We start from the raw sequence: 14,981 nt of genomic DNA, 5'->3' as shown, positions 1-14,981 counted from the left end.
AAGTGTAGTTTTCAATTCAAGAGTTTGCAGATTCCAAATCTTGATAGTCTTGTCGCGACTCCCACTCACCAAAGTCTTACCATCCGGGCTGATGGCGACGGACACAACCCCGTGGGTATGCCCGGGAAGTGTAGTTTTCAATTTACCCGTTTGCAGATTCCAAATCTTGATAGTCTTGTCGTTACTCCCACTCACTAAAGTCTTGCCATCCGCGCTTATGGCGACGGACAGAACCGGTTCGGTATGCCCGGGAAGTGTAGTTTTCAATTCAAGAGTTTGCAGATTCCAAATCTTGATAGTCTTGTCGTAACTCCCACTCACCAAAGTATTGCCATCCGGACTTATGGCGACGGACACAACCCAGCCGTTATGCCCAGGCAGAGTAGATGTCAATTCGCCTGTTTGCAGATTCCAAATCTTGATAGTGTTATCGAGACTCCCACTTACCACAGTCTTGCCATCCGGGCTTATGCCGACGGCAGCAACTGGCTCGATATGCTTAGTCAGGGTAGATTTCAGGAAGAAACGATTTGGTGGACTGGTAATGAGAAATTTCGGATTAAACGGAAATACTTCATATCGAAAATACCCATAGATTTGAGTTCCTACCAACCCCAGCAACAGGATGACACCACCCAGCAGCAACGGGTTTTTTAACTTGCCTTCCTGTTTGCGTGAAGGTGCAGGCGATCTTGGTGACGATTGAGGCGGGTGTACTGTCGGAGGTACAGCAGGCGGCGGTGGCGGTGGATTTAAATCTTGTAAAACTTGCTGCGCTGACTGATAACGCTGCTGGTAGTCTTCTTGCAGCAACTTATCCAGGATACGTCCGAATTCCTGACTCACGCTTTGCTGCAAATGCTGTCGCCAAGAGGACACCCACCCATAACCTTGTTTATTAAACAGTCCCCTAGGCTGAATACCACTCAGCAAATGAAAGCAAGTTACGCCCAAACTGAATAAATCACTTGCTGGATACGCTTCGCCACCTTGCATTTGTTCCAATGGTGCATAACCAAAGCTGCCAATGGTTGTTCCCTGTTCAGACATGATCGTTGCTGTCAGTTGCTTGGAAGCACCAAAATCTATCAGCACCAATTTGCCATCACTGCTGCGACGAATAATATTCCCTGGCTTGATATCGCGGTGAATAACTTTGTGTTGATGAACTATTTTAAGAATGTTTAACAAATCAACCAATAATTCCCGAATTTGCTGCTCGTTGCAATAACCCTGCTGTTTGAATTCATCTGATAAATCTTGCCCATCAATAAACTGCTGCACCAAATACAGGCGATGATCTTGCTCAAAATATGCTAGTAGCGTGGGAATTTGTGGATGATCCCCTAACTGTTGCAAACGTATTGCTTCTTGCTCAAATAGTTCCTTTGCCTTTTGAAACGCGCCAGTTCCTTGTACTTGTGGTGCGAATTGCTTGATGACGCACTTTTCCTTCAGTTTGTCAATATCCTCTGCCAGATAAGTTTTGCCAAATCCCCCGCTACCTAATGATTTTATCGGGCGGTAGCGGTTTCTCAGCACTACCAGTCCTGTTCCGCAGTTGGAACAAAACATTGTGCCATCAGGATTAGGCGGATTATGGCAACCTGGATTGAGACAGCATGTCATAACTGTGCTTTTATTGGCAGACTTATTTATTATCACCTAGCTACAAGCTATTCGTAGTAGAAACCGCACAATAGTAAATAAATTTGAGTCTTTCTCAAAAACCGAGTTTATAATACCAATTCTTTATGATAGCTTGCCCGTAAAGTGCCATAGATGCGCTAAATAAAGCTTGACGAATGAAGTCGTAAGAGGTGATAAAAATAATCACCTCAGGTGTAATAGTTTCCAAAACCTCAGTTAACTTTTGACGTAGTTGAGCAAGGGTGAGAAACTGTTCTGTGTGTTTCAATTTTCAGAAATCAAATAGGCTTGCTATAGTACCCCTGATTGTCTCGGCTAAACCAAGAATTGTACATTCCAGAAGTCAGCCTATGTTTGAACAGCCAATCCTGATTATTTGATGAATTATGTAGCCAACAATTAATGAATTCCGCCCACTTTACAGGTATTTGCAATTGCTCCCAAGATTTTGATGAAGCTTCGGAAAGCCTTTCATAAATTTCTGGGTTGGAAATAAGTTTTTCAACAGATGCTGCTAACGCTGTTGAGTCGCCAGCAGGAAAAATCATGGCGTTAATACCGTCTTGTAAATTACCTTTAAATACGGGGTGATTAGAGGCAACTATTGGAGTATGAACGCAAAAAGCCTCATAAATTGTAAAAGGACAAGCCTCTGGATATTCATGTCTGCTAGGTACTACAACAATATCTGCCTCCCTCATCAAATTCATGACTGTTTGATTCCCCATTAATCCCAGGAATTTCACACAGTCTTCAATATTTAATTGTCTGACTCGCTGAGTATAATAGTCAATTTCACCGCCGCCAACTACCTGCAAATTTACTGATATATTTCTAGTTTTTAATTTGGCTACGGCTTCTATGACGTCGCCAACACCTTTAACTTCGGCAACTGCACCAACATAGACTAAATTCCATGTATTTACATTTTGTCTAAATTTCTTCGGTGAATAATATTCAGGTGTGATAGCATGAACCCAATCATAAGGAATAATTTTCTCAGGATTTACTCCTATTTCTTGAAGTGATAGACAAGCATTAATCCCATGATTACCAATCCATTCAATTTGCTTGTTGTTTAAGAGACGAGCCAACAAATAATTTTTAAATTTTTGGCGGAAACTGGTTGTTAAAAAAGAATCCGCTAGCAAGCCTATTGTTCGGACTTTGTTTTGAATTGCCCAATTAAAGATGCCTGGAATTGGTGCATGAATCAATAAATGTGTTGGATTTTGCTCTTCAATTAATTTTAAAATTTCTCGTTTATGTTTATATGGATCAAGTCCTGCCCCAATTGCACGCAACCCATCTTGAAGAACCTCGTTGTAGGACTCTTTTGTCTGGCAGCATAGTAAGGTAGCTTCTTCAATTTGCTGACTAATTTCAACAATAGAATTAATGACATATTTTTGGGAATGATAGGTTTCAGTTCCATTTTTTGACAATCGTTGAAAAGCTTCACGATAATCCCCACCATACTGTACTATTAATAAGCGCATTTGACTCTACCCCGATTTTTTAAGTCCAGCTTTTTTGAAATATTCTGTAGCTGCTGCTAATTTATCAGTAGATGTTTAAGATTACATTAATAATGTGATCTTAAAGACCGTTAAGTTCATCAACTGAACCATTGTTGGGAAACCCCTACAGGTGAGTGGCTCACAAATGTACCATCCGATTCTGGCAACTGCCTATGGTTTCCAGGATAAGCGCATTTTGTCAAAAAAAAACACCTGAGTGTTAATAAAGTCCAAAATCATTGGATTAATCCTTGCTTATTGACAATGATGAGGTAATCGCTTTAACCCTCGGAAAATCAATCAAAGAAGAATTCCTGATTTTTTGGTTTAATCATTAACTAATATTTTTTTCCAGAATAATTTAGATGCGCTTAGCCTGCTTATGGTCTGGAAATGATTTTAACAGAGTTTCGGGTGTTCCTGTTGTCTTCATAAATATATAGTGATTTAGGAATAAGGTTCTAGTCTATCGATTTCATTGTAGCAAAGCGTTATCGCTAAAGCGATCGCCCAACCTCAAAGGATATAATCCATTCGTCTAAGTTGAGGCGATAATGCATGAGAAAAATATGGATACTAGCAGGAGTGTTTGTCAGCGCGACTGTGCTGCTTTTGTTTTTTCGTACTGCGACATCAAAAGAAACAAACTTAATCACCAAAACTATTAAATATGAGCAACGCAATTTACCAAACAGCATTGTCCATATCTTAAATATTCCATCTGGTAGCCAATTTGTGGTTACTCCTGCATTGTCGTCACAGCTGAATACAGTAGAGGAATTTGCCAAGCAGCATCAAGCAGTTGCTATCATCAATGCTGGCTTTTTTGACCCAGTCAACCAAAAAACAACGTCGATTATTTTTCAACAAGGAAAACTAATAGCTAATCCTAAAGACAATGAACGATTGGTAAATAATCCTGACCTCAAACCTTACCTCAACAAGATTCTCAATCGTGCAGAATTTCGGCGATACCTGTGCGAGCAAACTGTCCGCTACTCTATCACTCTCCACAGTGAACCTCTACAAGTAGGTTGTCAATTAGTTGATGCTTTGGGTGGTGGTCCGCAACTATTGCCAGAATTAACCTCAGTGCAAGAAGGTTTTGTGGATAATGCTAACAGACGAGATGCTCTTGGTAGCACCAAAGCCAATGCTCGAACTGCTATTGGTATCACTGGTGATGGTACCATTGTTTTGGTGATGGTTGCTCAAAAGCCAGATGTTGCTGCTAACTCCGGGATGTCCTTGCCAGAACTGGCTCGTTTTATGCAAACCCTTGCTGTTGAGAAAGCGATGAATCTGGATGGTGGAAGTTCGTCTTCGCTTTATTACGACGGCAAAACCTTTTATGGTAAAGTTGATTCAAAGGGAAATTTGGTAAAACGACCAGTAAAGTCTGTTTTAATCGTTCAGGAAACTTTGGGAGACTTTAAATAAATAATTTGGGAACAGCGAACAGCGAACAGCGAACAGGGAACTCTTAACAGGGAACAGGGAACTCTTAAGGCTTAACAGAAACTGTACTAACTTCCGTTCAAAAATAAAATAGGAATTTTATACTTTTGATTTATGTGATATTGCTGACCAAATTATAAATGTTTTACATAACTTCGTGAGAAACTATTGACCCCATTCTAAGGTAATCTCTATATTCGCTGTACTAGAACCCTTTACCAGTAAAGCGGTAAGTTTACCAGATTCAATCGCAATATCCACACCAAACTTTACACTTGCTCGATCTGGCTTAACCTTGTGTAATGCTTCCACAATTTCTTTGGTAAGCGATTCAATTGCGGTGGTGACTTCTTCAAAAGGTCGGGATTGAAAATTTATTTTGCGATCGCCTATCTGTGTCGCTTCAACTTTAACACTTGTACCATCAGTAAGTTCCACTGTAATGATCTTGGTTTGAAGTTCCATGTGTGTTCAACTGGATTACTCTGCTTTTATAGCATTCCATCATTGGACAAAATTATCAGGAATACTAAAAAGATACCAAAGCGAAGTCTAAAATTGGCTGTACAAATGCTCAAAACAATCACCTGACCAGTTTTTAACTGGGTACTCGGAGTTCACCACTTCTATAAGTGTTGGTGTACTTTGGGGTTGAAATTCCCATCTTGTACCTGATAACTGATAACTGATAACTGATAACTGTTTTCATCTCCCTCGTCCTTGTTCTCTTAACCTCCTCCAACATTCATTGCAGCCAAAACAGCCTTCTGGCTAACATCTTTGTACACTGTCTCTAAATATTTCATCACCACATCAGCAGCGGTTAAATTTGTTAAACTTTCTTCTTCCTTTGCCAAAGGAATTGACCCCAACACATCTAAAACTGTTTCACCTGTTGATGGTACAATAACAACTAAAGAAGACTCCAATGGCTCATTGTATTGCCAAAAAGATTCGATTTTTACAGAAAATCGTTTCTCTTGTGTTGACTCTTGAACCTCAGGGGTTTCCGTCTCCGAAGTTTTAACAGTTTTGGTGCGTAAGTGACGTAAATCACTGATAATTTTCTCTTTTGTGCTACCGCGTAATTGAAAAAGAACAAATGGATCTTCACTAAAGCGATCGCCTAACTGATAGTAAACCGCAGCGACGTGTTTGCAGGGATTAGCTTTATCAGGACAAGAGCATTTACTGTGGACATCAGACAAGGTAAAAGGAAATAGGGAAAGACCATTAGCAGTGAAAACGTCTTCCATATTTTGCGGCATTTCTCCTGCTAGTAGCTTAGCAGCAAACATTGATTTTTGAGACATAGTTTCAACCACATAACCCCACTGTTCTTCACTAAAGGGGTCAAGGGACAAAGAAACTTTGTATGGTTCTGGGTCAGAACCTTGCACCTTAGCTAATACCTTTGCATTTTGAAACTCAATGCTAAGAACATTTCCCTGACGCGCATAAATTCTTCCACGTTCCAAACGTTTTTTAAAACGATAGGAATCTAACAAATCAAGCCACCGTTGTGACCACCATTCTCGACTTGCTTGAAGGGTATCATTTGTCATTCTGTTTCCTCTTCTATTACTGCACTCCGGTCAAGTATGAGCAAGTTGCGGAGTTGGTCTGTATCCAGTTCTGTCAGCCAATTTTCACCTGCACCGACAACTTGTTCTGCAAGTTGTTTTTTACTTTCAATCATGTCATGAATTTTTTCTTCTAAAGTCCCCGTGGAAACAAATTTATGCACTTGGACATTGCGAGTTTGACCAATACGAAAGACTCTATCTGTAGCCTGATTTTCGACTGCTGGGTTCCACCATCTGTCAAAGTGGAAAACATGATTTGCTCGTGTTAAATTTAATCCTACACCACCGGCTTTCAGCGACAAAATCATAATTGGTGGTCCTTGGGGATCGTGTTGGAAACGATCCACCATTTCCTCACGTTGTTTTTTCTGAGTACTACCGTATAAAAACAAGATTTCTCGTCCTAGCTGTTTTTCCAGATATGGTTTTAGCAACTTACCCCACTCTGCGAACTGAGTGAAAATTAAAGCGCGATCGCCCCTTGGGCGGCTCCCTGCTGGAGCATCGCCACTTGCGACAACTATCTCCAACATTTCCTGCAATCGCTGGAGTTTACCAGAGTGATATTGTTCCAATGAGTCTTGCTTCAAATAATGCGATGGATGATTGCAGATTTGTTTTAGTTTAACAAGTAAAGCTAAAATCATGCCTCTGCGTTGCAAACCCTCAGCTTCTTCAATCTCAGCCAGAGACTCTTCCACAGCTTTTTGATATAGTTGAGCTTGCTGGGCACTCAGACCACAAAATACAGTCATTTCCTGCTTCTCTGGTAAATCTTGAATAATGCTGCGGTCAGTTTTCAGACGACGCAGAATAAAAGGTTGAACTAATGAACGCAATTGATTCAACGAAGCAGCATCACCATACTTCTCAATTGGTATCGCAAAACGCCGCTGAAAAAATTGCTTATTTCCCAAATAACCAGGATTTAGGAAATCCAAAATCGACCAGAGTTCTTGCAGTCTATTTTCTACTGGTGTTCCCGTAAGAGCAATCCGAAAAGTAGATTCTATTTGTCGTACCGCCTGTGACTGTTTTGCATCTGAATTTTTGACATTTTGTGCTTCATCTAAAACGATGATTTGCCAAGAAACGCTCTGCAATGATTTTAAATCGCGGTGAATGAGCGGATAACTAGTGATGACTATATCATGCTTGTTGACTGCTTCTACAAACGTCTTACCTTTAGGACGCTTATCTCCGTGATATTGCATAACTTTTAGCGTTGGAGCAAATTTCTTAACTTCTCTTTCCCAGTTTCCTAAAACTGAAGTTGGGCAAACAAGCAGTGTTGGTTTTTCCAGTGTTTCCTGTTCTTTTAAGTGTAAGAGGAAGGCGATGAATTGAATCGTTTTTCCCAATCCCATATCGTCCGCCAGACATGCACCCAAGCCCCAACGTTCCAAAAACGAAAGCCACGCCATCCCACGTTCTTGATAAGGTCGCAATTTTCCTTGGAAGCTGGCGGGTGTGGGCAAAGGTTCAACTGCTTTGTTATTCGTCAAGGCAGATATTAATTCCTGTAATGCCCCAGACGCCTCAAAGCTAACGACTGGTAATTTTTCAATCGTCTGAGTGTCTCCTGTACTGATACGCAAAGCATCTTCCAAAGACAGCGCCATTTGTTCTTTACGAGAAGCGAAAAAGGTTTGTGCTGTTTTGATATCTTGGGGACGCAATTCTACCCATTCCCCATTAATTTCCACCAATGGACTATTAAGCGCCACCAACCTATCAAATTCTGCTTTGGAAATCGTCTGTCCACCAATCGCCAATTCCCACTTGAAATTCAACAGACTCTCTAAACCCAAACGTTCCTGCTTTTTCCTAGATGTTTGGGCAGTGATTTTCAAACCCAAACGATTTGCCCATCCTTCGCGGTTCTCTAAACTAGGCGGTAAAATCACACCCAAACCACTATCTTCAAACCGCCATGCTACAGACTTGATAAACTCATAAGCCTGAATTGGGTTGAGGTGGCAAAATTGAGGATACGGAGTTTCTAAGCTGGCTGCAATTGGTGGATACAATCGTGAAGCCAATCCCAAACCGCGTAAAAATGTCTCTTGCGGTTGTTCAATTGTTCGATTTTGGTAAACAAATTTTTCTAAAGGGTGGTTCCAAATCGTTGTCGCATCCACAAGAAAATTGGAATCATCAGCAGCTTGCAGGAAATAAGCTAAAGTCCAATGAGTCTCTCCCCCTGACTCTGGAGAACGCAACACAAAACAGGTACGAAACTGGTTGTTCCCCGCCATTTGGTATTGCAAGGGCATAGTCCAAGCTTTCAGCACCGCCTCTAGTCGTTGCACTCCAAAGGGATCAGCACTGCAGGTGTTAGACGCAGTTGTCAGAGAATGTAACCACTGTCGCACCGTCGCTGGTAAAGACGCCATCACTCTGGTTTCTAGCAGAGGTTGGGAACCCACCATCGCTCGTACTTGAGCATCTATCGTACTATTAAGAAATCCCAGCAGTAATTCTTGAGGTTCGGGTGGCAAGTTTATCTGAACAGATGAGGAGGATTTTGCCAACTCAATTTCCTCATCTGGCCCATCTTCCAGACTTTCCTGATAAGTTCGACAAGCCAATGGCATCAATTGAGAAAATTTTTCTAAACGAGTTCCATCTTGGGCGCTATCTAAAAGTGCTTGCCATTTCGCGACTGTAGAATGATCGCTTTGGCGTTGAATTGTGGGCAAAAACTTACCACGCGAAATGAGATCTAAACTCCACCGGGCTACCTGCACCCAAAAGTGTAAATCTCCTCCCAAAAAACTATCTTCCCCGTTAGGTACACTTAGAGGTAACGAGGTCAGAAATTTTATTGCCTCTTCGGGGTTGAGGCAAAAACCTTCAACAATCCACGGTTGTAAGTATTGCGGAGTTTTATTTGGTAAATCTAATGTGGCAGAATGCGCTGGAAAGATTTCAACTGTTCCCTCATAAGTATTTTCTAAGATATAACTTGGTAGGGCAACAATTTGGGAGTGTGTTGGCATCACATCGGCTGCACTGTCTGCTTTGGACGTTTTCCCATTTTTTAGAGATTTTGTCTGTGACGTCTCTACATGTTTGGAGTGCGGTATTTTAACAATTGAAATCTTACGTGAATGCAGCCACTCGATTAACTCTAATGGTGTCATTGCCAGAGGATGTTTTGATACATCATTTAACGGACTCTTACTACAATTTGTCCCAAGAGTTCGCCAAGTCTCCCCCCAAACAAATAAACAACCACTGTTTTGTGTTAACCAAGTACCGTGTAAAATTGCCATTTAACAATTACTCAGATGTTCGCTAAACTAAGGTCAATAGTCTGTTCTATTTTGTCGAAAATTACATCACTCTTTGACTTCTCATATTATGACTAAATCTTTTCAAGGCTAATCAATTGAATGATGATTTTGCAAAAGTAATCATTAATTTTAGCAAACAAACTACACATTTTTTTATACTATTTTATACCAATTTGCCGTCTGGTGGTGTCATTTTGAGGCATGAGATTGCCAAGCTACACTACATTCCGCTTGAGTCGGACAAATTACCCTTTCACAATGCAACTTGGTATTCGTAGAAGATTTCATAGAGTAGAAGAACAAAAGGTCAAAAAATGACCATATCTTGCTATTTTAAAAGATAAAATACATTCCTCAAAACAATTGCCTAATCAAAGAGCTAGTAGTATTCTGCCTGATTGCTGATTATAGCGGATTGCAAATGCAATATAATACACCCCACAAGCTCCGGTTATTCGTTACCTGGATCTTTCTTAACATTTGGGAGAGCAATCGCTCATGAACACTCTTACCACCACTCTCAACAGACTTGATACTGGGTGCTCAAGTCTAAAGTTGTTGATCTTTAGTGTGTAACTGACGCCAGCCAGAGGGCATAAATGTTAGGATTGCCACAGAGAGAGAATAGCGTGCATAGAAGGAAAAAAAATTGAATGGGAGAATTTGAGAAGTCAATATCCTTTGACGGACGGGATATTCGACTGAAGGTTGGTCATTTAGCTCCCCAGGCTGGTGGCTCGGTGTTGATAGAATCTGGGGACACAACAGTTTTGGTGACGGCTACGCGATCACAAGCCAGAGAGGGCATTGATTTTCTTCCCTTGACAGTAGATTACGAAGAAAGACTGTATGCCGCAGGTAGAATTCCTGGAGGAATTATGCGGCGTGAAGGTCGTCCGCCAGAAAGAGTAACTCTCACCAGTCGTTTAATTGACCGTCCACTACGTCCTTTGTTCCCGTCTTGGTTGCGAGATGATTTGCAAATTGTTGCGCTGACACTCTCAATGGATGAGTTGGTACCACCTGATGTGCTAGCAGTCACAGGTGCTTCGATCGCCACTTTAATGGCAAAAATACCATTTAACGGACCAATGGCGGCAGTGCGTGTCGGGTTAGTAGGAGATGATTTTATCATTAACCCCACCTATGCAGAAATTGAAGCTGGAGACCTGGATCTGATAGTTGCTGGTTCACCAGAAGGTGTCATCATGGTGGAAGCAGGAGCAAATCAACTCTCAGAGAGAGACATTATCGAAGCAATTGAATTTGGCTACGAAGCTGTACAGGATCTGATTAGGGCGCAGCAAGATTTGATTGCTGAAATTGGTTTGGAAATTCCACACGAAGAGCCACCAGAGGTAGACTCAACGCTGGAAAACTATATACGCGATCGCGCTGTTGTTGAAATTAAGAAAATTCTGTCACAATTTGATTTCGACAAAACACAGCGCGATACAGCTTTAGATGCAGTCAAGGAATCGATTAAAGCTGCGATCACAGAACTTGCAGAAGAAGATTCTGTTCGCGTTGCCGCATTGGCAAATAGTAAGGCTCTTGATAATACCTTCAAAGACCTTACCAAAAAGCTCATGCGCCGTCAAATCATCGAAGATAATGTTCGTGTTGACGGTCGTAAGCTTGATGAAGTACGTCCCGTATCTTGTGGTGTTAGCATTTTGCCCAAGCGAGTCCACGGTAGCGGTCTGTTTAACCGGGGATTAACTCAGGTGCTATCTGCTTGCACTCTCGGTACACCAGGAGATGCTCAATCACTGGCTGATGACTTGCAACAGGATCAACATAAGCGCTACCTACACCATTACAATTTCCCACCGTTCTCCGTTGGGGAAACAAAACCCTTACGTGCACCAGGACGTCGGGAAATCGGTCACGGCGCGCTGGCAGAAAGAGCGCTATTACCTGTGCTTCCGCCAAAAGAACAATTCCCTTACGTGATTCGAGTGGTATCGGAAGTGCTTTCTTCCAACGGTTCCACCTCAATGGGTTCAGTGTGCGGTTCGACACTGGCATTGATGGATGCAGGCGTACCCATTTCTAAACCCGTCAGTGGTGCTGCAATGGGTTTGATTAAGGAAGGCGACGAAGTCCGAGTCCTGACTGATATTCAGGGTATAGAAGACTTTTTGGGCGACATGGACTTTAAAGTTGCCGGGACAGACAAAGGCATAACCGCCCTACAAATGGATATGAAAATTTCCGGTCTGTCCTTAAATGTTATTTCCCAAGCCATCAACCAAGCCAAAGCAGCACGGTTGCACATTCTGGAGAAAATGCTTCAGACAATCGAACAACCGCGCAGTGAAATGTCACCTTATGCCCCACGTCTGTTGACTATCCGGATTGATCCAGACATGATTGGTCTGGTCATTGGACCAGGAGGCAAGACGATTAAGGGTATCACTGAGGAAACTGGAGCTAAAATTGACATTGAAGATGATGGCACAGTGACGATTTCTGCTGTGGATGAAACCAAAGCGAAAAAAGCACGGATCATTATCCAAGGCATGACAAGAAAGCTCAATGAAGGTGATGTTTACGTAGGCAGAGTAACACGAATTATACCAATAGGTGCTTTTGTGGAATTTCTTCCTGGCAAGGAAGGGATGATCCACATTTCGCAACTGGCTGACTACCGTGTTGGCAAAGTTGAGGACGAAGTCACAGTTGGTGATGAAGTGATTGTTAAAGTGCGAGAAATTGATAACAAAGGCAGAATTAATCTTACCCGCCTTGGTATTCACCCAGAACAAGCAGCCGCAGCGCGAGAAGCAGCTGCAGTCAATCGGTAACTAGATTTTGGATTTTAGATTGTAGATTTAGGATTAATCGCAAATCTAAAATCCACTTTGGTGTCTATTGAGGAAATAGGGAACGCTTAACTCTTAACAAGGAACAGGATGAATGGCGTTTCTTTTATAGAGCGCATTGCAAGTAATAGAGGTACAACGCTGAGGTCTCAAATAATCATCAAGCTACTTCACTAAGTAAAAGATGTAGCTGACAGTCTGTATATCTTAATATTCCACACCTAAATAGCAGAGGAAAACTTGAACACAACCGTTTTAAAGCGAGAATGGTTCTCCAATACTAAAGCAGATATCCTAGCAGGTACTGTAGTAGCGCTAGCGCTGATATCAAGTTCGGATGATTACTTATAATTAAGCCGCCCTTGTTTTTGGCCACCAGTGGTAGCAAGTTAGTCCTTGAATTAAGTGGTGCTGTTTCATAATTTCTTGGCAACGAAGCACCATAAGTTCTTCGAGTTCATTTAAAGAATTTGGGGAATAATTTGCTACAATCTCGTTAGTTAGAGGCCACAACCTAACTGAAGAGTTGTAATTCAGGTGAGTAGGTAGGTAAGTAGATTAAATCGACCCCTGACGGTAAGTCTAAATCATTACTTGTATGCCAACCAGCTTGGTCAACAACTAAGAGAATCCTTTTGTCAGTTCCAAGACCGTATTCCCTTGCAAAATCAGCTAAAACTCGATTAAATATCTCAGTGTTTACAGTCGGAAGAATCCACCAATAAGTTTCACCTGATTCTGGGTGTACGAACCCATACAGCCACATCCATTTATACCTTTTTCTTACTGAGGGAATTGCTTGTTCATCTTCTGAAACCCAAATTCGACGTAGGATTGGATGAAGTCCAATACGATGCTCGTCCATGCTCCAAATCTCTATTTCGGCGTTTGGATATCTAGCTTGGAGAAATTTCAGCCTCAAATCGAGTTTTTTTTCCAATTTTCTTGCTCTATTGGGTCACTTGACCGATGTTCCGGCCTGGGAACACGTAGACGAAATGTCATTTGTTTGAGGTACTCCCATCCCCGATGCCGACTTATATCAAGTTCGGATGAATAGTTATAATAAAGCCAGAAAAGTTGTAGTGCATCTATGTAGGTCATATGCCCAAACGGATTGGGATAAGCCGGAGGCTTGACGCTCCGCGTATCGTTAACCACATGAGTACGGAGGAATTGTGGGTTTGCTATCGTCAGACAACACAAGCAACAGAACGCAGCCATTACCAAATAATTTGGTTATTAGCGACAGGCAAAACGGTGACTGAGGTGGCGCAACTAACAGGATATACAAGAATCTGGATTTATCAGTTAGTAAAACGCTACAACCAACAGGGGAAAAGCGCGTTGGGGGATCAACGGCATCATAACCCAGGGAAAGAATCAAACTTAACAGATGTACAACAAGCACAACTGTGGCAAGTACTAGAAGGTAAAGCACCAGATGGTGGGTTATGGAATGGTCGCAAGGTGGCAGATTGGTTAAGTGAACTGACAGGCAAACGTATAAGTCGATATCGGGGATGGGAGTATCTACAACAAATGAGATATCGGCTGCGTGTCCCTCGCCCAGAACATCGGATGAGTGAGCTTGTGGAGCAAGAAAACTGGAAAAAAAACTCGACTTGAAGCTCAAATTTCTGCAAGCACGATATCCAAACGCCGAAATTGAGGTTTGGAGCATGGATGAACATCGTCTGGGACTTCATCCGATCCTCCGTCGAGTTTGGGTACCAGAAGGTGAACAACCCGTCGCCTCAGTGAGCCAAAAGTATAAATGGATGTGGTTATATGGTTTTGTACACCCAGAATCAGGTGAAACTTATTGGTGGATTCTTCCGCAAGTAAACACACAGATATTTAATCGCGTCTTGGCTGATTTTGCCAGTGAATACGGTTTAGGGCGTAACAAACGAGTGCTTCTAGCTATTGATCAAGCGGGTTGGCATGTCAGTCATGATTTGGTTCTACCACAAGGTATCGATTTAATCTATTTACCTGCTTATTCACCTGAACTACAGCCCGCAGAACGTTTGTGGCCTCTGACTAACGAGATTGTTGCTAATACCTCCCCACATTCTTTAGATGAACTAGAAGCTCTGTTAGTGCTTCGTTGTCAAAAACTGATGAAACAACATGATTTCATTTCTGGTCTAACTTGCTACCACTGGTGGCCAAAAACTAGAGCAACTTAATTATAAGTGTTCATCCGAACTTGATATAAATCGGCTAAAGAAGAGAAGCTAATAAACAAGCTGTTGGGATGGTCTTGCAGCAGTTGATGCAATACCCAGGTTCCTTGTACCTTAGGACGCAGCACTAGCCCTGTCAAGGTGACAAATTATCAGATAATAATGCCATGCGATTGCGCGAAGCGCAGACGCATGGGGCGTATCGCAAACTAAAAAGTAGCGGAGGATATGGGCAATGCTGGGTGCAATATTTGAGCGTTTTGAAAAACAGAGTCCAATTAGTGTAATGGTTCGAGGGTTGATGGAAAGGGTATTTGCGCCAGAAACAATTGACCGTATCTTTGAAGAAAACGCTTCATCCCAGTACACGCGAGAATTACTTTTTTCTAGCCTCGTGGAACTAATGAGTTTAGTGGTGTGCGGGATTCACCCATCAGTTAACGCTGCC

At 42.0% G+C, this 14,981-nt stretch carries 11 protein-coding genes and 2 pseudogenes; 4 read left to right on the top strand and 9 right to left on the bottom strand.

Annotated features, from left to right (window positions below; all coding sequences use genetic code 11):
- The 3 genes from DP116_RS18915 to DP116_RS18905 all read right to left on the bottom strand — a co-directional run.
- The coding region (locus DP116_RS18915) for a serine/threonine-protein kinase (protein WP_169156644.1) at window positions 1-1,629 on the bottom strand (1,629 nt) is incomplete at its 3' end.
- A gap of 94 nt (window positions 1,630-1,723) precedes the next feature.
- Window positions 1,724-1,918, bottom strand: a complete 195-nt coding sequence (locus tag DP116_RS18910; protein WP_169156643.1) for a hypothetical protein — start codon at window positions 1,916-1,918, stop codon at window positions 1,724-1,726.
- 10 nt (window positions 1,919-1,928) lie between these two features.
- Window positions 1,929-3,149, bottom strand: a complete 1,221-nt coding sequence (locus tag DP116_RS18905; protein ID WP_169156642.1) for a glycosyltransferase family 4 protein — start codon at window positions 3,147-3,149, stop codon at window positions 1,929-1,931.
- Between the two features lie 579 nt (window positions 3,150-3,728).
- On the opposite strand from DP116_RS18905, the gene DP116_RS18900 reads away from it, so the two are divergent.
- Entirely contained in the window at window positions 3,729-4,610 is an 882-nt protein-coding gene (locus tag DP116_RS18900; protein WP_169156641.1) for a phosphodiester glycosidase family protein, read from the top strand.
- Window positions 4,611-4,793: 183 nt separating this feature from the next.
- Here DP116_RS18900 and DP116_RS18895 read toward each other — a convergent pair whose 3' ends face one another.
- The 3 genes from DP116_RS18895 to DP116_RS18885 form a co-directional block, all read right to left on the bottom strand.
- The gene (locus DP116_RS18895) at window positions 4,794-5,093 is read right to left on the bottom strand and encodes a CU044_2847 family protein (protein ID WP_169156640.1); all 300 of its coding nucleotides are present in this window, start codon (window positions 5,091-5,093) and stop codon (window positions 4,794-4,796) included.
- Window positions 5,094-5,356: 263 nt separating this feature from the next.
- On the bottom strand, window positions 5,357-6,193 hold the full coding sequence (locus tag DP116_RS18890) for an SWIM zinc finger family protein (RefSeq protein WP_169156639.1): 837 nt from the start codon (window positions 6,191-6,193) through the stop codon (window positions 5,357-5,359).
- The gene (locus DP116_RS18885) at window positions 6,190-9,492 is read right to left on the bottom strand and encodes a sll1366 family intein-prone helicase (protein WP_169156638.1); all 3,303 of its coding nucleotides are present in this window, start codon (window positions 9,490-9,492) and stop codon (window positions 6,190-6,192) included. Before DP116_RS18885 ends, DP116_RS18890 begins: the two co-directional genes overlap by 4 nt.
- Window positions 9,493-10,166: 674 nt before the next feature.
- On the opposite strand from DP116_RS18885, the gene DP116_RS18880 reads away from it, so the two are divergent.
- Window positions 10,167-12,323 (top strand): polyribonucleotide nucleotidyltransferase, encoded by a 2,157-nt coding sequence (locus DP116_RS18880; RefSeq protein WP_169156637.1) that lies wholly within the window; start codon window positions 10,167-10,169, stop codon window positions 12,321-12,323.
- Window positions 12,324-12,855: 532 nt separating this feature from the next.
- On the opposite strand, the gene DP116_RS18875 is transcribed toward DP116_RS18880, so the two are convergent.
- Window positions 12,856-13,281 (bottom strand): IS630 family transposase, encoded by a 426-nt coding sequence (locus DP116_RS18875; protein WP_169156636.1) that lies wholly within the window; start codon window positions 13,279-13,281, stop codon window positions 12,856-12,858.
- Entirely contained in the window at window positions 13,260-13,346 is an 87-nt protein-coding gene (locus DP116_RS30410) for a hypothetical protein (RefSeq protein ID WP_369333953.1), read from the bottom strand. The genes DP116_RS18875 and DP116_RS30410 overlap by 22 nt, the downstream gene beginning before the upstream one ends.
- A 99-nt stretch (window positions 13,347-13,445) precedes the next feature.
- Here DP116_RS30410 and DP116_RS18865 point away from each other — a divergent pair.
- Window positions 13,446-14,536, top strand: a pseudogene (locus DP116_RS18865) (IS630 family transposase).
- On the opposite strand, the gene DP116_RS30405 reads toward DP116_RS18865, so the two are convergent.
- Window positions 14,533-14,661, bottom strand: a complete 129-nt coding sequence (locus tag DP116_RS30405; RefSeq protein ID WP_211173380.1) for a KR domain-containing protein — start codon at window positions 14,659-14,661, stop codon at window positions 14,533-14,535. The pseudogene DP116_RS18865 and the gene DP116_RS30405 sit on opposite strands and share 4 nt — an antisense overlap.
- 107 nt (window positions 14,662-14,768) lie before the next feature.
- Between DP116_RS30405 and DP116_RS18855 the strand changes: the two are divergent.
- A pseudogene (locus DP116_RS18855) lies at window positions 14,769-14,981 on the top strand (IS4/IS5 family transposase); the annotation flags it as partial.

The sequence above is a fragment of the Brasilonema bromeliae SPC951 genome, assembly GCF_012912135.1.
GTDB classification, from domain to species: Bacteria; Cyanobacteriota; Cyanobacteriia; order Cyanobacteriales; family Nostocaceae; genus Brasilonema; species Brasilonema bromeliae.
This window is presented reverse-complemented; position numbering and strand designations above follow the sequence as displayed.